This is a genomic window from Hymenobacter sublimis (genome assembly GCF_023101345.1).
In the GTDB taxonomy this organism is placed as follows: domain Bacteria; phylum Bacteroidota; class Bacteroidia; order Cytophagales; family Hymenobacteraceae; genus Hymenobacter; species Hymenobacter sublimis.
Map to the genome: position 1 here is coordinate 2,960,683 of NZ_CP095848.1, position 18,132 is coordinate 2,978,814.

Below are 18,132 nucleotides of genomic sequence, written 5' to 3' on the forward strand. Positions count from 1 at the left end.
TGGCTTGGTATAGCCCGATAGCCGAGCTTACAGCACCCAGTGCCGGGGCTCGGGCTGACCGACGTGGGTGCCTTTGGTGAGGGCCAGTCCGGTGCCGAGGGTAAACAAATCTTCGAGACCACCAATCAGGCCGCCGGGCAGCCCGGAGCCTTCAGTAGCTTTTTTGCGGAGCACAAAGCTGAGGTAGCTGGCCGCTACAGCCGCTACGCTACCTACTAGGGCGCCGCTTAGTGGTTTGTCGTGGTTGATTTTGTAGAGCGTAGCGCCAACTAAGGCGCCGGCGGCGGCTCGGCCTAGCAGAACCATCGGGGCAATGCGGTCAGGCATTTGGGGTAGTTTGTCGGCCGTCATTTCGCCGGCGGCCAGCACTTTCAGCCCGTGGGCTACTAGGGGCTTCTGCAGCCAGCGCAGCGGGGAGCCAGCCAGAGCCTGCGGATGGTATTGCAAGAGGTTGCTACTCAGTAGGGCCGGCGCTGTCATGCTCCGAAAGCCGGCAATGGCACCAAGCCCCACAGTTTGCCACAGATGCTTACTCATAGTAAAAGGTATTGCGGGTGAACTCAACGAAACCTGCTGCCTTTAACGGGCACCCCGCTGAATAGGTCACGCTAATTGACGGCTGGGGCGGCTGGTGCCTTCCTCAGGAGCTGCTCTACCCTTCTATTACTCCGTTACTTCAGCTCCCCCGGACAGGGTATTGGGCTACGGATATTGCGTCTGTTAATAGCCAGTTATTGCTCATCTATTTAGCTCATCCATAGGTAGTTGCTACGTTTTTACACGGATAATAAACCGTACTTCTCGGGTCGATTTACGAGTAAATCCGCCCCTCTTATCTGCGTAGTATCTCTACACCGATTCTTCTCACACCAATACTCAGCAGCTATGAAACACAAATGGATGTCCGTTCTAATTGCTTCCATGCTTTAGGGCTCCCTAGCCCTGACCTCATGCGATGACGACGATGATTCGGGTTCGGGTACTACTACCGGTACCACCTCCGGCTCTACTTCAGGCACTACCGGCACAACGGGTACTACCGGCACAACGGGTACTACCGGCACAACCGGAACAACGGGTACCACTGGAACTACTGGAACTACTGGTAGCACGACAGGTACGACGGGTAGCACAACAGGTACAACAGGCACTACTGGCAGTACAACTGGGACGACGGGCACTACAGGAACCACCACCGGTAGCACTACGGGTACTACTGGCAGCACCACCAGTACAACGGGCACAACTACCGGTAGCACCACTGGAACCACCGGCAGTACTACTGGTACCACGACGGGAACAACAGGTAGCACGACGGGTACTACCGGCAGTACAACGGGCACGACTGGTAGCACAACTGGTAGCACAACGAGCACGACCGGCTCCACGACTGGCACTACTACCGGTGGCGGAACTACTTCAGGCGGCACCACGGGCGGCGGCGGAACTACCTAAGCGTTCCAACGTCGGCATACAAGAAAGGCAACCCAATGGGTTGCCTTTTCTGTAGTGCGGGGTAACGTGGGGTTATTTCTGGTTGGCGGCCCAAGTATCCATTTTGCGCTCGAGCACGGCCAGGGGCATAACGCCATCCTTGAGCAGTTCATCATGGAAATTGCTGAGGCTGAAGTGGGCCCGGTTCTGCCCTACATATTTCTCCCGTAGCCGGTCGTTATGAGCGCCGAGCTGCTTCTCGTACTTCTCGCGCAACTCCCGGATTTTCAGGGCCCCAATCTTATAGCTCAGGGCCTGGCCCGGAATGGCCATGTAGCGCTCAATTTCAGCAATGGCTCCTTCCTCGCTGATGGCCTCATTGGCCAGCATGTAGTCAATGGCCTGCTCGCGGGTCATGTTTTTGGTGTGCATGCCCACATCTACTACTAGGCGCACGGCGCGGTGCATTTCGTCGCCGAGGGCACCCATGTACTGGTAGGGGTCCTGGTAGAGGCCCAGCTCCTTGCCCAGACTTTCGGTGTACAGCGCCCAGCCTTCGCCCATGGCCCCGTACCAAGCAAAGCGGCGGAATTTGGGCAGCTCGGTGTTTTCCTGCTGCAAAGAAATCTGGTAGTGGTGGCCCGGAATGGCTTCGTGCAGGAACAGGGACTCCATGCCCGAGGTGACGTTGAACTTCGTGGCGTCAACAATGGGGATGTAGAAGATGCCCGGCCGGGAGCCGTCGGGGCTGCCCTGATTGTACTCGGCGGAAGCAGAGGCCGCGCGGAAGGCTTCCGTCTGCCGAATTTCGAACGGCGTTTTGGGCGTGCGGCCGAACATTTTTTTCAGGTTGGGCTGCATTTTGGCCTGAATAGCCCGGAAGGCGCCCAGCACCTCTTCCGGCGTTTTGTAGGGCATAAGCTTGGGGTCCGATTTCAGGGAGGCGAAGAAAGCTTTCAGGTCGCCTTTGAAGCCCACCTGCGCCTTTACTTTCTCCATCTCGCCCCGAATGCGGGCTACTTCCCGCTGGCCCGTCTGGTAAATCTCCTCCGGGGTTTTGTCGGTAGTAGTCCACGTCTTCACATAGTACTTATACAACTCGGGGCCGCCCGGAATAGCGGAAATACCGGTGCTGAGTCGGGCTTTGGGCCGATACTCTTTTTCCAGAAAGTCGCCCAGCTTTTTATAGGTAGGCACCAGCTCTTCTAGAATGGCCTTTTTGTACGCCGCCGTAATGCGGGTTTTGTCGGCGTCGCTCAGGCCTTCGGGTAGCTTGTTGATGGGGCCGTAGAACAGGCTCTTGGTAGGGTCAGTGGTTTCCATGGCCCGCATCTGCGGAATCATCTTATCCACTAGGGTGCGGGGTAGCACCACGCCGGCTTTCATACCCTGGCGGAAGTTGCCGATGGCCGTATCGGCCCACACCGTGAAGCCGCGCACCCGGCCCAGCCAGTTGTCGTAATCTTTGGCCGTTTTGAAGGGCTGCACGCCCTCGCCCGAGCCAAACTGGCCCAGAGTGATGGGCAAACCCCAAAACTGCTGGAAAGGTATCATCCAGGTGTTCAGCTTCAGGCCCTCGAGCTTGTTTTCGAGGTCGTACTGGAAAATATCGTAGCTGATTTTATCATTGGTCGACAGCTCCTCACGGTTAAACTTCTGGAGCCCATCGAGGTACTTCTGATAGAAGGCCTGCAGCTTGCCCCGAAACTCCCTGGTGCCGTCGTTGGGCAGCTGGTCGTTGTAGCGGTTGTCGCCCTGGGTGGTGGCGTCCAGGGGGAACAGGCGGGCATTTTCTTCCCAGTAGGCCGTAAACAGCTCGGGCAGGTTTTTCACGTCGGCCAGGTTGGTTTCGGTAGCACTGCCGGTTTCGGCCGCGTTTTTTTGTTGGGGGTTGCAGCCAGCCAGCAGTGCCCCGGCCAAGAGGCCGGTCAGGGCAATTTTTTTCATCAACGCAAGGAAAGTAAAGGTGAGGCCGGAAGGTAAGTAGCCGAAGCCAAATGCCAAGCATGGCTCCCGGTCCAGAACATTTCTACTTCTTCTGCGCGAGTTGGTAGGCTCCTTCAACAGAACACCGCAGGGCTCTTGAAACAACTGTTCCGAGAGCCCTGCGGTGTTCTGTTGAGGGAGCCTAATGTCAACTACTCCGTGAGCAGTACGCGGCGACTGATGGCGCCTTGGGTAGTAAGTGCCTGCACGATGTAGACACCACCCAGTACGGGCCGCCCCAGCGTTACTTGCCGGCTAAATGCGCCGGTGAGACCGGCAGGCATCTGCTCCGTGCGAAGTACCCGGCCCATGCTATCCATGATTCGGATGGCTTGGCACACGCCACTCGTTTCCAGCTCTACCGTTACAGCCGACTGGTTGCCGTACACCGTCATCACCTGCTGGGCTACGTTGCCTGCCTTAACTTCCACGGGTACTACTTGGGAGTACGCTACTGTACCATCCAAGTCAGTTTGGCGCAGGCGGTAATAGGTAGTACCAGGTCGTGGAGACACGTCAGCTGATTGGTAGCTGCGGGCTGTGGTGCTGTTGCCGGCCGCCCGCACCGTAGCTACGGGCTGGAAGCTGGTGCCGTCCGCGGAGCGCTCTACCGTGAAGGTGGCGGCGTTAAGTTCAGTGGCCGTGGCCCAATTAAGCTGCACCCGGTTGCCCTGGCTGCGAGCCGTAAAGCTTACCAACTGCACGGGCAGGGGGCTGGAAGTACTGCAGCCGTTCAAGGTAATTTCTGCCGTAGCGTAGGAGTTGCACTCCAACCCACTGATACCTACCGCGCCGCAATCTGAGCTTTGTCCTGTGATGCACACGCGCAGACCAGAATCAAACAAGTCTCTCACCAGGCCTTTACCATTGCCCTGGGTCATTACGCAGCCGTCAATCGACAGCTGGGCGGTGTTGTCGGCATCGGTGGTGATGTAGCTGTTGCCCTGTAGCAACACCAAGTTTCCATCAATATCCACGCTGCTGTCGATGTTGAGCGTAGACTGATTAGCTAGCGTAATACTGCACGCGGCCTGTAGGGGTGCGTTAATATCGGCATCGGCCTTGTAAAAGCTCAGCGACGAAACGCGCAAGGTGCCATTAGTAATTAGGCGGGTTTCATCGGCACCAGCCTGGCTACCGAAGCTCAGCGTTCGGCCAGGCACATCCTCCACCAAAGAGCCGTTGGAGGTAATGGTCAGTTTACCATCTCTACCTGCTACGCTGTAGTTCTGGTTTAGAATTACGGCCGAGTTAATGACGATGACGTCGTTGTTTTCATCGTGGGTCCGGGTAGTAGTGGGGTTGGTTGGTACGGTGCGCCCACCAGTGCCGTTGGTTACTACCCACGTGTTTGGATCAGACCACTTACCCCCTCCAGGCTTGGAGGTAAAGGTAGTCTGGGCATGCAGCTGCTCCTGCAGACCAAAGAAAGAACCAAAAAACAGGACAAAAGAAAGTATGGGAGTTTTCATTCGCGTTACTTATCAAATCAGACTACGGTGTCTGATGCCGTGATTCATACGAAACACAGCACTTTACGATTCACCTGATCCGTAGCACACGAACAACATTCTTTTTCTCATATATAACTATTTTGATTAACCCAGCAATATCAATAATATAACTATTCCTATTACAAATTTACAAATAAGCCTAACAGCAAGCATGATGTTTCACTATTATTATATTAAATCTTGATAATATTAAACGTGATTATCCCACGTCGACCCGTAAAAATTTTCTAGGATAGCTACTATTTTTTAGTGCAATGCCTGGTGTTGCCCTCTAGTTAGTGGCTGCTAGAGTAGCTAGTGACCACCCTGCACCGGTAGCCGCCGTAACTGAATCGGGCTGGTTCGGTTATACAGCCACATCATTGATAACACAGCACACACAGATGGAAGTACTCACTGGCAAAACGGCCCTGGTAACGGGCGCAGGCAAAGGAATTGGGCGAGCCATAGCCGTGGCCCTGGCCCGGGAAGGCGTACAAGTGGCCCTGCTGGCTCGCACCGAAAGCCAGCTGCAGGAGGTAGCACAAGAAATAGCGGAATTCGGGGGTAAAGCCGTGGCCGTAACAGCCGACGTGGCCGACCGCGCCGCCGTGGAAGCTGCCGTGGCCCAGGCCCTGCAGGAGTTGGGCTCAATTGACATCCTGATTAATAACGCCGGCATCGGCACCTTCGCCAAGCTGGTTGACATGGACCCAGCCGAGTGGGAGAAGATCATTCAGGTGAACCTATTGGGCACCTACTACACTACCCGCGCCGTGCTACCCCAGATGATTGCCCGCGAAACCGGCGACATTATCAACATTGCCTCCACGGCTGGGCAGCGTGGGGCCGCCACTACTAGCGCCTACAGTGCCTCTAAGTTTGCCATTCTGGGCCTTACTGAATCCTTGATGCAGGAAGTGCGCAAGCAGAACATCCGGGTATCGGCCCTCACGCCGAGCACCGTGGCTACGGAACTGGCCATCAGCAACAAGCTCACCGATGGCAACCCCGAGAAAGTCATGCAGCCCGAAGACTTGGCCGAGTTCGTGGTTTCCCAGCTCAAGCTCAACCGCCGCATCTTCATTAAGGAAGCCGGCATGTGGAGCACCAACCCGTAACTAGGGCAGAAGAAGCTTACAGCAAAGAAAAGGCCCGTAACTGCTGTTACGGGCCTTTTTTGTGGTTGAAAGTATTGCGGGCTATTGCAGCTTGTTGGTGGGTTTGGCGGCGGGCTTCTTAACCATGGTGCCAAAAGCGCCGCGCTTTTCAAAGGCAGCAATAACCTCATCTTCGGCGGGCGTACGCTTTACTACCGGGTTGTTGGCCCAGAACTCGGGGTCGTAGGGCTTGGCCCGGATGGCGTCTAGGTCCCGGTCGGTGAGGCTGGCGCGGGCGTAGGGCAAGCGGGCCGGCGTGGTCGACTGGTCGTAGAAGAAGGTAAACGACGAGACGGTAAGAGCCAGGGGCTTCTTGCCAGGCTCGGTTAGGTCCGTGGTCAGGTCCATTTTCATCAGCTCCAAGGGCGCCACGCTGCCTTTGCCGCCGGGGTGGAAGGACATTTCGATGGTCAGCTTGGCGTTTTCGAACTTCTGCCGGGGGTTGTTGGTGGAACCCGTGAAGTTGGGCTGCACCATGCGGTAGCGCACTACCTGGTTGGTTTCAATGTCAATCCAGATAGTGCCTTGGGCCCGATACTTGACCTCGGGGCGGGTTTCAAACGAAATTTCCGCTACCCCACCCGTCGAGTCTTCCCCCACAATGCCCTTCAGCTCCAACAGGTAGTTTTTCTCCACGTTCGGGCTCAGCAAAGCCAGCGACGTGGTGCTGTCCTGCTGGGCATCGAAGAGGCCAAACTTGCGGGTGTACACCGAGAAGTTGCTGAGGTTAATGGCGGCCGGGCGGCCGGCGTAGCGGCCCTGGGCCAGGGTGGTGCCATCAATGCGCGCCGGGTTCGATTTCACGTTCCAAACTACCTCCTGCAACTCCGTGGGCTCGTTGTCGATGCGGGTAACCTGGCGGTAGAAGGCTTTGCCGTAGTAGGAGCGGCGGTAGTTGCGCTGCAGGTTGCGGAAGGCCCGGTCTACGAGCTGAAAGGGGAAGCTGGCCACCTTCACCTCAGGCAGCACCACCGTGGCCGGGGCCAGCATGATATCCAGAATGGCGTTGGAAGATACCCGCACCGTGTCGCGGACGTGGTTTAGCTCTGAAAAGAGCAGGGTGGCGGGCAGCTCTTTCACCACCAGAAAGAACTCACCCTCCATGTTGGTAGTGGTGCCGTTGGTGGTGCCAGGCACGGCCACGCTGGCAAAGGGTAGTACTTCCTTGGTTTCCTTGTCGCGCACGACCCCGCGCAGCTGCACCTGGGCCTGACTTAGGTGGGCCGCGCCGAGCAGAAACGCCAGCAGGAAGAAGGACACAACGGAAGGGCGCGCGAGGAACCGGCGCAATACAGAAGGCAAGCGAACTGGCAGCATAGCAAGCAGCGAAAAAAGAAAACGGTACACCGACCGGAATAACGCGGGCCTGACCCAAAACCGTGCCCGCTTCGACAAAAGTAGGCGCTAAACGCAACAGCCCGGCCCTAATGCGGGTAAGTAGTGTACCTTGGACCGCAGCTTCGACGTTCGTTGGGTTGTCAGTCCTTTCACCTTTCCTTCTCTACTACTGTCATGCTGAAGCGAGATTTCCTGAAAAACGGCCTGTTAACCGTAGTAGGTGCTTTGGTGAGCCCTGCTATTTTGGCCGCGGCCCACGAAGAAAAGCTGCTGCGCGAAGCCCGCGCCACCCCCATAGCCGATGGCCCCTTCACCCTACCGGCCCTACCCTACGCCTTCAATGCGTTGGACCCTCACATCGACGCCAAGACGATGGAGATTCACCACGATGCCCACCACAAAACCTACGTTTCCAAGCTGAATGAGGCCGTAGCCGGCAAGCCCGAAGAAAAGCTGAGCCTGGCCCAACTGCTGGCCTCGGCCAGCAAGCAGCCCGATGCCATCCGCAACAACGCCGGCGGCCACTGGAACCACTCCTTCTTCTGGCTGCTGCTGGACCCCAAAGGGGGCGGGCAGCCCACCGGAGCCCTGGCCGCGGCCATCAACAAGGATTTCGGTTCGTACGAGAAATTCCAGGAGGAATTCACGAAGGCCGCTACCGGCCGCTTTGGCTCAGGTTGGGCCTGGCTGATTCACGACAAGAAGGCGGGCAAGCTAGCCGTTACTTCTACCCCCAACCAGGACAACCCTCTTATGGACCTCTCGGGCATTCAACGCGGCACCCCGCTGCTGGGCCTGGATGTGTGGGAGCACGCCTACTACCTCAAGTACCAAAACAAACGTCCAGATTACGTGAAAGCCTTCTGGAACGTCATCAACTGGGCCGAAGTGAACCGCCGCTTCGACGAAGCCCGCAAAGGATAAGTAAATTCTCCTGCCTCACGAAAGAAAAAGCGCCTCCGATACATCGGAGACGCTTTTTCTTTTCAGCATCGAAACGCGCCGCGGCTTGGCGGTTCAAGCTGGAGCGTTAGCAGAACCGGCCTGGCGTTTCAAGCCAACTTTCCTGTCTTTCCGAGCAGGTGGCGCATCAAGCCAGTGACGAGGATTCTGGGGTCATCGTCACCATGCAACGGCTTGACTCACAGATACCTCCTGCGTCGTAATGACCGCCTAAACACCGGTAGCTCGCGCTGAAATACGCATCGTTGGGCAGCGGTATAGTTCAGCTATGGCCTACCGCACGGACTTGGCTGAATCCAGGGCGGCCGCCATGTGGCGTTCTAGCTCGTGCAACTCCTCGGCTTCCGTGTTCCAGAAATCTTCGTACTGGTGGGCGGTAAGCCGCACGGTATCCGGCTCTTGGTACTGGTGCATCCAGGTTAGCATGGCGGCATCGGCGCGGCGTAGGGCGGCAATGGCGCGGTGCAGGCGCTGGGCGCGGCGGTAGCCGGTAGTAGTGGCCGAGTCGGTGGCGGCAAGTTGGGCGGTGAGGCGCTGGCGCTCCGTAGTAAGGGCATCCATGCGGCCCATCAGGTCATCATGCTGGCGCATGACGGCGGCGCGGGTAGCGGGCGTTTTGCTTTCCGCGGGGTGGTCGTTCTGGGGTTGGCAGGCCAGCAGCAGCAGGGTTGCGCTACCAGCTAGCCACGTAGTTAACATTATTCGGCGCATTATTTCATCTTGATAAATAGCCACAAGCCCAGCACCGACACGGCCAGCACCCCCGCCGCCGCCAGCATGGTGATGATGTCGCGGATGTTTTTGCCAAGCTGGCCGGCGGCGTGGTATTTGTGCAGAAAGGCGAAGCTGAGGCCCTCGTAGCGGGCGGTATTTTCAACCCGAGCGGCCAGGCGCCCCGTAGCCAGCTCCACGTACAGGGTCGTTTCCTGCGGGGTTTGATACGCTACCTTCATAACTGGCAAGCGCTTATTGATGAAGCCATACTCACCCTCGAAATGGTCGATTAGCTCGGGCTTGCCGCGTAGGGCGGGGGTAGCCCCATCGGCCTGCCGCAGGAAAGAATCGGCCAGGCTGCGGGCGTAGCGCGAGGCCCCATCGGGCAGCAGCTCACCGGTAGCGGCGCTGTAGTAGGCCACCGGAGTAGCCCGCACGGCTTCCACTGGTTGCCCGGTGCTAGCGCCGGGGGTAGCATCTGTTGCTTCGGCCCTAGGTAGCTGAAACACTTGGTAGTACACCTGCCCGTTAAGTTCGGCCAGGGCAACCTGCTGCACAGTTTCCCAGGCTACGGGCAGCTCCGTTAGGTCCACGGGTAGGGCCGAAGCGGGTATGACTGGCGCGTGCTGGTAGCGCAGCCGGTCATCGGGGTGAAGCTTGAGGTAGACGTGAAAAGCCCCGCTGCCCGCGAAAGTGAATGTAACTAGGGCCACGGCCAACCCTACCTGCCGGTGGTACTTCCGCAGCCAGCCTACGTGGTCCTGGGCGCTGCGGGGCGTACGGAATTTGCCCCACAGGAACCCGTAAATCACTAGTCCGCTCAGGGCCGAGGCGATGATAACACCCAGCAGCACCAGCATGACTACCACCCGAAACGTATTGCCCGCAAGTAGCTCCAGCCACGACCAGTTGTGGAACAGATCAAACACCCGAATGAAGGTGCTGCGGCCGGTGTTGTTAAACGTCGCCAGCCGGGCCGGCGCGGTTTCCACGTACACCACTAGTCCATCGGGCCGATTGAAGGCAACGCGCCACACGGGTAGCAGCCGGTTCACGAACTTGTAGTCCTGGTCGAACTCCGTGAGGCGCACGGCACTGCTCACCGCCGCCCCTGAGTCCTGGGCGAAATACCGGGCCAGCTGCTCGGCAAACTGCTGGTCGGCGCTGGCGGGCAGCGGCTGCCCCGTAGCGGCACTGAAGTAGCGCGGTACCGCCGTAGCGGCGTCCGTACCTAGTTGTACCTGGTACGCCGGTTGCCCCTGCCACTGCACCAGCCGCACGTTGCGCAGACTGGCTAGTTGGTTTTGCGCCAGCACTTGCCGCAGCGACACGTTAGGTTTGGCCGCGGGGGTAGGCGCCAGGGCCTCGCGGGCAATTTTGGGCCGTAACCAGTTGCTCATTAGCGGGTGCGCCAGCCCGCTCAGGGTCCAGAGAACAACTGGTACCACCGTCAGCAGCCCGATGATGCGGTGCCAGCGGAACATATTGCGCTGTACTGCCCGCTTCAACGGGCTAGCCGCCCGGGCAGCCGGCGCGGCTTGTTGGGTTGTTTGCATAAGAAAAGTATGTTTTCAAGGCCTAAGGGCCCTGTTTGTCCGTGTTATGGGGAAGCTGGTGTGTGCTGACGCAGGCCTTAGATTCCTCGTATGGTGATGTTGCAAAAGCATCTGTCCTGCCTGGTCTGGCGGTAGCTTGTCACCTGTCACTCGTCAGCCCTCACTTGTTACCGCCTACCCTACTTCTTTCCAATGAAGTTGTACTGCACTCCTATAGCTACCGTGCGTGGGGCGGCGGGTGTGAAGGTGGTGCGGTCGGTGGTGGCGTTGCCCCGGGTGGCGGCGTTGGCGTACAGCTCATCGGAGAGGTTGAGCACGTTCACGAACACCTCCAGGGTTTCGCGCCAGCTGTAGCCCACCCGCAGATTCAGCACGCTCACGCCACGCGCCCCGAACAAAGTCCGGTCGTCGTAGCGAACCTGATTTACCTGGTCTTGGTACCAGCTGCTAATGCGCTGATACTCCAGGGAGGTGCGCAGGCCCGGCAGCCACTGGGGTTTGTAGGTCAGCTCGGTGTTGGCTACCCAGTGCGGGGCCTGGGGCATTTGCTTGCCATTCACGTCCTTGACTGCATCCGTGGCTCTGGTGCTCAGGGTGAAATCCTCGAACCGGTGCAGGGCGTTGGTGCCGCCGAAGCGGAAGAATAGTCCCGCAGTAAGCTTCCAAGTCAGGCTGTATTCGATGCCGCGGTGCAGGGTTTTGCCCGCACTTTGGTAGTCGGTGGAGTTGTCGGGCTGGCGGATGCTGAGCAGCTCATTGCGCCCATCTAGCTGATAGAGCGCTATATCAACGTACACTTTGTTGTTCAACACGGAAGCCCAGCCCCCAATTTCGCGGTTATAGAAGCGCGCGGGCCGCAGGTTATAGTAAAACTCGGCGGGCACCACCTCCCCGGTGGTTGTGGTAATGCCGGTGCCGGGCCGCTTGCGGAAGATGGCCGTGAGGCCCGGCGGCGAGAAGCCCTGGGAGTAGTTGGCGTACAGGCCACGCCCGCGCCCCAAGTCATAGGTCAGCCCGATTTTAGGGGTAGCCTGCTGGAAGGCTTTCGTCCCGCTCGACTTATCCAAGTAGTTATTGTAGTCGAAAGACATCCTATCGAAGCGCCCGCCCAGGGTTACTTGGAGCTTGGGCAGCGGATGGAAGTCCAGTTGAGCGTACATGGCCGAGTTTAGCAGCTTGGTGTCGTAGTCGGCAAGCAGCAGGTCGGGCCGGTCGGCCGTAATGGTGTACTTCTCCACCGACTTTTTATCGGGCCGCAGCTGGGCCGCCAAATCAAGCTGGTGGGCATCGTACTCGGTGGGCGAATAGTCGAGGCTGGCCCCGCCCAACAGGCGCGCGCTAAGCCAATTCCAGCGCACACTATGCTGGGCAATCAGGCCGTAGCTCCGGAAGCTGTTCTCGTTGACCTCGCCCGTAGCGGTAGTAGCGCCGGACCGCCACCGGATGCCGTACGAGGGGTTCTGACCGATGCTATTGTCGCGGAAGAAGCCGGTGAGCGTCGTCTGGTTTTGCGCATTCCACTGCTGCTCGGCGGTCAGGCGGGCCCGCAGGGCGTAGGTTTTGCGGTAGGTAAAGTCGGTCGGGCTGCTGTACTCGCGGCGGTAGTAGGCCACGCTGTCCACCGAGCCGCTGGTCTGGGAGTCGTAATCGTTGTAGGAAGCGGCGGCTGTTAGGTGGGTGCGGGTGCCCAGGGCGTACTCCAGCCGGCCGTTCAAGCTTACCTTGTCGTAGTTGGAGCTGGCGAGCCAGGAGTTGCGCTGCCGGGCCACGTACCCACTCACAAAGCCGCCGAGCCGGGACGTAAGCATCCCGCCTCCTCCAAATTGCACCCGCCGGTAGCCATATTGGTCGGCCTGCACGCCCACGCTGGCCGTGGGCACGGCAGTTGGCCGCTTGGTGAGCAGGTTCAGGGCCCCACCTACCGCTTCGGGCCCGTAGAGCGAGGAAGCTGGACCCTTCACCACCTCAATTGAGTTGATGGCTAAGGGGTTGGACTCCAGCAGGGCGTTATGGTTGAACACGCCCATGGGCCGCAGCGGAATTCCGTCCTCTAAATACAGGAAGTAGGCGCTGGTACCGAAGGGCTGGCGGATGCCCATGGCGTGCTGCTCGTTGCCGTAGTTGAGCATCACCACGCCCGGTACCTTGTTAATCAGCTCGGCCAGCAGCGTGGGCTTGGTGTCCTGCACCACGGTAGGCGAGAGTTTGGCAATGGCTACGGGCGCATCGGTGCGCAACTGGGCTTCGCGGCTGGCCGTCACCACCACGGTTTGCAGGTCCTGCACCGCCGGTTTCAGACCAATGCGCAGGGCGGCTCCATCTGCAGGCACGCTCACGGTAGCCGCTTCGTAGCCCACCCCCGATACCACCAGTTCAGTGGCAGTTGTAGCGAGTGAAAACTGCCCGGTAGCGTTGCTGGCAGTGCCTAATTGCCCATCTGGCGTGCGGATGGTGGCGCCCACCAGGGGTTCTTTCGTGGCCGCATCGAACACGCGGCCGGTAAGGGCACGTTGGGCCCAGGCTGCCTGACTGGCGCACAGGGCCAGGGGCAACAGCATGATTTTTTTCAAGGTAGTAGCGAGGCTAATTGACGGCAGGCCGCGCCGCGCCCCGGACACGCGCACGGTGCCGGGCAAGGCTACGCGGGCCCGCCAGATTCAGGAAAAGCGAAGTCAATTAGCCCTCGGCGGGCGGGTGGTCGGGGCCGGGCCGGTCCCAGGCGTAGTGGGCTACGCGGTAAGTGGCGTAGCGCAGAGGGGTAGTAAAATGCGCCGGGGGGCTAACCCGCAGCGGCGCGGCCACCACGCAGAACAGGGTGATTTCGGGAAAAACCTGTTTGCTGCTGGGCTGCTGCTTTTTTTCGTGCTCGGCTACGGCTTTGAGCTGCTTGCGCAGGTGGCACTTGCCGTTGCACTTGAGCTGGGGTCTGTCGCGGTTGATGCACAGCACCCGGGCAATGTAGTCCTGGTTCAGCCACCAGCTAGCTGCAATACCCAGCTGCCCGGCGCAATGCACCGAGAGCGAGAACAGCAGCAGAATGGCTATGGCCTTACGCACGCAAGCAAGGGTTAGGCACTATGGGTACACGTTGCAAAGGAACACCGGAAGCGGGTTGGCACCAAGTATTATCCGGCAGCAGCGAGATTTTATACCGTTCAATTAGCAGCATGCGGTGGCCGGGCGGGGTGTTAGCCGCCTTGTTACCTTATTGCTACCTCACGCGCGAAGGCAACGGCCAGGTGCATCTTTACCGCATGAAAGCAACCCTGACCTACCTGCTGACTGCTGGCTCTCTGCTACTGCTGCCCCCAGCGGCTACCGCGCAAAAAGCTGGCAAAGACCTGCGCATCGCCTTTGGCTCCTGCAACCGCCACGATTTGCCCCAACCCCTCTGGGACGATATTGCCCGAGATAAACCCAATGTGTGGATCTGGCTCGGCGACAATATTTATGGGGACTCCGACGACCCGGCGGTGCTCAAGGCCAAGTACGAGGCAGAATTCAACAACCCCGGCTACCGCTCCTTGCGCGAGCAAGGCACGGCCATTATTGGGACCTGGGACGACCACGACTACGGCCGCAACGACGGCGACAAGAACTACCCCTTTAAGGCCCAGAATCAGCAACTGGCCCTCGACTTTTTGCAGGAGCCCGCCGGTAGTCCCCGCCGCCAGCAAGAGGGCATGTATGCCGCCTACGAGTATCAGGCTGGCAAGAAAAAAGTTAAGGTGATTCTGCTCGACGACCGGTATTTCCAGGACCCGCTCACCCGCGACGCCCAGCAGGTGTACCACCCCAACCCCACCGGCGACGTGCTGGGCGAAGCGCAGTGGCAGTGGCTTCGGCAGCAGCTCCAGCACTCCGACGCCGACGCTCACATCATTGCTTCCGGCATTCAGTTCCTACCCCAGGAGCACCGCTTCGAGAAGTGGGCCAACTTCCCGGCGGCCCGGCGGCGTTTCCTGGAACTACTGGCCTCTACCCAGGCCAAAGGGGTAGTCCTCATCAGCGGCGACCGGCACATCGGGGAGGTTTCCAAAGTGCCCGTGCCCGGCGTGCCCTACCCCGTGTACGAAGTCACGTCTAGCGGCCTAACCCACCCGGCTACCCATAACACCTCGGAGCCGAACCAGTACCGCGTCAGTCCGCTGGTTAACGACAAGCACTATGCCCTGTTCCAGTTTCAGCCCAAGGGCCGCAAGCTGCTGCTTACCACCTCCCTGCGAGGCGACGACGGCAAGGTGTTCTACTCAGAAAAAATTCAACTGAATCCGCGGTAGGAAGCAGCCACCGGGGCACTGCGCAAAACGCAGGCCTCCTACCAACCAGCACGGCCTTACCAGTCAGAAGTCAACGCGGCTGGTGCTTACAGAATTTTGGCTTTTTAGAATAATCACCTACCGAAACCGATTGCAAAGAAATATCACAATCGGTTGCATAGTTTATCTTTAAACTAGCTCACTGTAAGCAGTTTGTGGAATTTTTGGGCACTGTATCTTAGGAAAAATACAAGGTGAAATTGCCTTCATCTAGTATGCTGCTCCTGTGTTTTGTTCACTCAACCCACCAACGAATGCTTCCACTCCGACGCTTACTTGCGTTTCCGGCGCTCCTGTTCTCCAGCTTGGCCACCTATGGCCAGAACGCCCCCGTCACGGTGCAGGCCGAAGCCGGGACCGTGCGGGATGCCACAACTACCCCCGTAGCCCTTACCTTCTCGTCTGAAGCCGGAACCGGCTTTGTGCGGGTGGTCGGCGACTTTGTCACGCTTAATGGCGTAACCCAAAGCCCCAACGCGGAAAACCGGGTCCTTTCGTACTCCGTGACGTTTCCGGGGGCCGGAACCTACGATTTATACGCCCGGGTGCGGGTTGGGTCGGGCGCTTTCAACGATGACAGCTACTACATCCCCAACTCCTTTGGCAGCCGCTCGGCCTTCGAAACCAGCCGCTGGGTGAATGCCAACGGCCTGGCCGGCGGAGGGTACACTACCGGCTCGGATATAGTCAACGGCGCGGGCACCGCCTCAACCACCAACGTTTGGAAGTGGGTGAGAATGTCGGCCTTCGGGGGCGGCAGCTTCACGGTGCCCGCCAGCAGCCTAACGCAAACTTTCGAAATTGGGAGCCGGGAAAATGGGCTCGATATTGACAAGTTTGTGTTTGGGGCGGCCGGGGTATTTTTTACGGTTAACAACCTTGATAACGGCCAACAGGGCTCGGTTACGCCTCCACCGCCGCCCTACACCCCGCCCGGCCCGCCAATAGCCACGGGCAAGCCCAAGTTCCTGGGCGGCGCGTACAGCAACGTCCAGAAAGTCAACTTCTCGAAGTACTGGAATCAGGTAGTATCAGAGAATGATGGAAAGTGGGGCAGCGTAGAAGCCACCCGCAACGTGATGAACTGGACGGGCCTGGATTCGGCCTACAACCAGGCCCGGCGGCAGAATATTCCATTCCGGATGCACGTGCTGGTATGGGGCAATCAGCAGCCAGCCTGGCTGGAGAATTTGCCCCCGGCCGAGCAGCTGGCGGAAATAAAGGAGTGGTTTGCGGCCGTAGCCCAGCGCTACCCCGACATTGCGTTTCTGGAGGTAGTGAACGAGCCCACCAACGACCCACCGCTCAAGCGCAACGCCACCGACCAAGGCAGCGGCAACTATATTGAAGCACTGGGCGGGAGCGGCGCTACCGGCTGGGACTGGGTGATTACCTCGTTTAAGCTGGCCCGCACGTATTTCCCGAATACGCAGCTGATGCTGAATGACTACAGCGTAGAAAACACGGCGACCAACGCCCAGCGCTACCTCGGCATTATTAATCTGCTGAAGCAGCAAAACCTGATTGATGTAATTGGCATTCAGGGGCACGCCTTTTCTACCCAGCCTATCTCCTCGGCTACCCTCACCAGCAACCTGAACCTGCTGGCTACTTCCGGCCTGCCCATCTACATCACGGAGCTCGATATTGATGGCCTGCAGGACCAGGTTCAGCTCACGGACTACCAGCGCATTTTTCCGCTGTTCTGGGAGCACCCGGCCGTGAAGGGTATTACGCTCTGGGGGTACCGACCCGGCCACTGGCGTACGGCCCAGGGCGCCTACCTAGCCTACGAAAACGGCGCCGAGCGCCCCGCCTTGAAATGGCTACGCGAGTACGTGCAGCAGACTCAATTGTCAACTATTACCACTGCCGCCTTGGCTTCTACCACGTTTTGCGCGGGTAGCAGCCTGAGCGTGCCCTTCACCGTGGCCGGCACCGTTACTCCGGGCCGCACCTTCACGGCCCAGCTTTCCGACGCTTCCGGCAGCTTTGCTACCCCTACTCCCATTGGCGAGGTTACGGCTTCGGGAGCTGGCAGCTACTCGGTTGCCGCTACCCTGCCGCCCGCAGCAGCGCCTGGCACGCGCTACCGCATCCGGGTAGTTAGTGCGTCCCCCGTGGTACTCGGTAATGCCAATCACGCCAACCTAACTATCAACGCCTTACCCACGGCCACGCTGAGCGGCTCAACGGCCATCTGCGCGGGTAGTAGCGCCACCCTAAGCGTGGCCCTGACGGGCACGGCTCCTTGGTCCCTGACGTATACCGATGGCACTACCCCGGTTACTGTTACGGGCATTACGGCTTCGCCCTACACGTTCTCGGTGAGCCCCGCCGGCACCAGCTCCTACTCCCTCACGGCTGTTGCGGATGCTTCCTGCACGGGCAGCTCGCTGGCGGGTGAAGCGGTGGTTACCGTAAATCCGCTGCCCACCCCCCGCCTGACCGTTACCCCTGCCAACGAGGTGTACACGGGCAGCGTTCCGACTACCTTATACCTGGGCTATGGTCCGCAGAGCGTGACGCTTACGGCCTCGGGGGGCAGCAGCTACCGCTGGAGCGGTCCGGAGGGGCTTAGCAGCACCACGGCCGCCGAACCAGTTTTCACGGCCAGCCAGCCGGGCGTGTACCGCTATGAGGTAACGGTGACCAATGCGTTTGGCTGCTCCGCTACCAAGGAAGTAACGCTGACCGTGCTGGATGTACGCTGCAGCAACAATCCCAACTCCGGCAAGGTGCTGGTGTGCAAGAATGGCAAGGTAATCTGCGTATCCGTGCAGGCGGTGCCTGCGCACGTCAACACGGAGAATACCAATGCCTTGGGCTCGTGCACGCCTGACGAGGTCAGCAGCTCCGCTAGCCAGATGTCTGCCGATACGCGGGCAAGTCTGAACGGCCCCGGCCAGCTGTTTGAAGCCTACCCGAACCCCTTCACGGAACGCACGGTGTTGCATTTCCGCTCCGCCGAATCGGGCCAGGTACAGGTGCAAGTCTACAACCAGGTTGGGCAGTTGGTGGCTACCCTGTTTACGGGCCCAACTCAGGCCGGCCAGGAGTACACGGCCACCCTGGAAGGCCACGGCCTGCCGGAAGGCATCTATACCTGCCGCCTGCTCACAAACGGACGCATCGAAACCAAGCGCCTGGTACTGGTGAAGTAAACCAC

At 59.2% G+C, this 18,132-nt stretch carries 13 protein-coding genes; 4 read left to right on the forward strand and 9 right to left on the reverse strand.

Features of this window, described 5'->3' with window-relative positions; genetic code table 11:
* Positions 1-27: 27 nt before the first annotated feature.
* From MWH26_RS12370 to MWH26_RS12385, 4 genes are all read right to left on the reverse strand, one after another.
* Entirely contained in the window at positions 28-537 is a 510-nt protein-coding gene (locus MWH26_RS12370; RefSeq protein WP_244696921.1) for a DUF4126 family protein, read from the reverse strand.
* Between the two features lie 389 nt (positions 538-926).
* On the reverse strand, positions 927-1,433 hold the full coding sequence (locus tag MWH26_RS12375; protein WP_247974533.1) for a hypothetical protein: 507 nt from the start codon (positions 1,431-1,433) through the stop codon (positions 927-929).
* A gap of 94 nt (positions 1,434-1,527) precedes the next feature.
* A complete protein-coding gene (locus MWH26_RS12380; RefSeq protein ID WP_247974534.1) occupies positions 1,528-3,381 on the reverse strand; it encodes a DUF885 domain-containing protein in 1,854 nt (617 codons plus the stop codon).
* 191 nt (positions 3,382-3,572) lie between these two features.
* Positions 3,573-4,892 carry a hypothetical protein gene (locus tag MWH26_RS12385; protein WP_247974535.1) on the reverse strand — a complete coding sequence of 440 codons (1,320 nt, stop codon included), beginning with the start codon at positions 4,890-4,892 and terminating at the stop codon, positions 3,573-3,575.
* A 425-nt stretch (positions 4,893-5,317) separates the two neighbouring features.
* On the opposite strand from MWH26_RS12385, the gene MWH26_RS12390 reads away from it, so the two are divergent.
* Positions 5,318-6,034, forward strand: a complete 717-nt coding sequence (locus MWH26_RS12390; protein WP_244696925.1) for a 3-ketoacyl-ACP reductase — start codon at positions 5,318-5,320, stop codon at positions 6,032-6,034.
* A gap of 81 nt (positions 6,035-6,115) precedes the next feature.
* On the opposite strand, the gene MWH26_RS12395 is transcribed toward MWH26_RS12390, so the two are convergent.
* Complete coding sequence (locus MWH26_RS12395) at positions 6,116-7,333, reverse strand: carboxypeptidase-like regulatory domain-containing protein (RefSeq protein ID WP_247974536.1); 1,218 nt, start codon at positions 7,331-7,333, stop codon at positions 6,116-6,118.
* A gap of 252 nt (positions 7,334-7,585) precedes the next feature.
* Between MWH26_RS12395 and MWH26_RS12400 the strand changes: the two genes are divergently transcribed.
* Positions 7,586-8,335: a superoxide dismutase gene (locus MWH26_RS12400; protein ID WP_244696927.1), complete on the forward strand. Its 750-nt coding sequence runs from the start codon at positions 7,586-7,588 to the stop codon at positions 8,333-8,335.
* Positions 8,336-8,647: 312 nt separating this feature from the next.
* Here the strand turns inward: MWH26_RS12400 and MWH26_RS12405 are convergent, their stop codons facing one another.
* The 4 genes from MWH26_RS12405 to MWH26_RS12420 form a co-directional block, all read right to left on the reverse strand.
* The gene (locus MWH26_RS12405) at positions 8,648-9,085 is read right to left on the reverse strand and encodes a hypothetical protein (RefSeq protein WP_247974537.1); all 438 of its coding nucleotides are present in this window, start codon (positions 9,083-9,085) and stop codon (positions 8,648-8,650) included.
* Positions 9,085-10,644, reverse strand: a complete 1,560-nt coding sequence (locus MWH26_RS12410) for a PepSY domain-containing protein (RefSeq protein WP_247974538.1) — start codon at positions 10,642-10,644, stop codon at positions 9,085-9,087. Before MWH26_RS12410 ends, MWH26_RS12405 begins: the two co-directional genes overlap by 1 nt.
* Positions 10,645-10,823: 179 nt before the next feature.
* Complete coding sequence (locus MWH26_RS12415) at positions 10,824-13,202, reverse strand: TonB-dependent receptor (protein WP_247974539.1); 2,379 nt, start codon at positions 13,200-13,202, stop codon at positions 10,824-10,826.
* Positions 13,203-13,320: 118 nt separating this feature from the next.
* Positions 13,321-13,701 carry a hypothetical protein gene (locus MWH26_RS12420; RefSeq protein WP_247974540.1) on the reverse strand — a complete coding sequence of 127 codons (381 nt, stop codon included), beginning with the start codon at positions 13,699-13,701 and terminating at the stop codon, positions 13,321-13,323.
* A gap of 197 nt (positions 13,702-13,898) precedes the next feature.
* On the opposite strand from MWH26_RS12420, the gene MWH26_RS12425 reads away from it, so the two are divergent.
* Positions 13,899-14,924, forward strand: coding sequence for an alkaline phosphatase D family protein (locus tag MWH26_RS12425; protein ID WP_247974541.1), 1,026 nt, complete (start codon positions 13,899-13,901; stop codon positions 14,922-14,924).
* A gap of 293 nt (positions 14,925-15,217) precedes the next feature.
* Positions 15,218-18,127: an endo-1,4-beta-xylanase gene (locus MWH26_RS12430; protein ID WP_247974542.1), complete on the forward strand. Its 2,910-nt coding sequence runs from the start codon at positions 15,218-15,220 to the stop codon at positions 18,125-18,127.
* Positions 18,128-18,132: the final 5 nt, after the last annotated feature.

Excerpts from the sequence above, each read along its gene's own strand:
- MWH26_RS12380 (WP_247974534.1), bottom strand. The coding sequence starts at position 3,381 with ATGAAAAAAATTGCCCTGACCGGCCTCTTGGCCGGGGCACTGCTGGCT.
- MWH26_RS12410 (WP_247974538.1), bottom strand. The coding sequence starts at position 10,644 with ATGCAAACAACCCAACAAGCCGCGCCGGCTGCCCGGGCGGCTAGCCCG.
- MWH26_RS12425 (WP_247974541.1), top strand. The coding sequence starts at position 13,899 with ATGAAAGCAACCCTGACCTACCTGCTGACTGCTGGCTCTCTGCTACTG.
- MWH26_RS12390 (WP_244696925.1), top strand. The coding sequence starts at position 5,318 with ATGGAAGTACTCACTGGCAAAACGGCCCTGGTAACGGGCGCAGGCAAA.
- MWH26_RS12430 (WP_247974542.1), top strand. The coding sequence starts at position 15,218 with ATGCTTCCACTCCGACGCTTACTTGCGTTTCCGGCGCTCCTGTTCTCC.
- MWH26_RS12370 (WP_244696921.1), bottom strand. The coding sequence starts at position 537 with ATGAGTAAGCATCTGTGGCAAACTGTGGGGCTTGGTGCCATTGCCGGC.
- MWH26_RS12405 (WP_247974537.1), bottom strand. The coding sequence starts at position 9,085 with ATGCGCCGAATAATGTTAACTACGTGGCTAGCTGGTAGCGCAACCCTG.
- MWH26_RS12385 (WP_247974535.1), bottom strand. The coding sequence starts at position 4,892 with ATGAAAACTCCCATACTTTCTTTTGTCCTGTTTTTTGGTTCTTTCTTT.
- MWH26_RS12400 (WP_244696927.1), top strand. The coding sequence starts at position 7,586 with ATGCTGAAGCGAGATTTCCTGAAAAACGGCCTGTTAACCGTAGTAGGT.
- MWH26_RS12415 (WP_247974539.1), bottom strand. The coding sequence starts at position 13,202 with ATGCTGTTGCCCCTGGCCCTGTGCGCCAGTCAGGCAGCCTGGGCCCAA.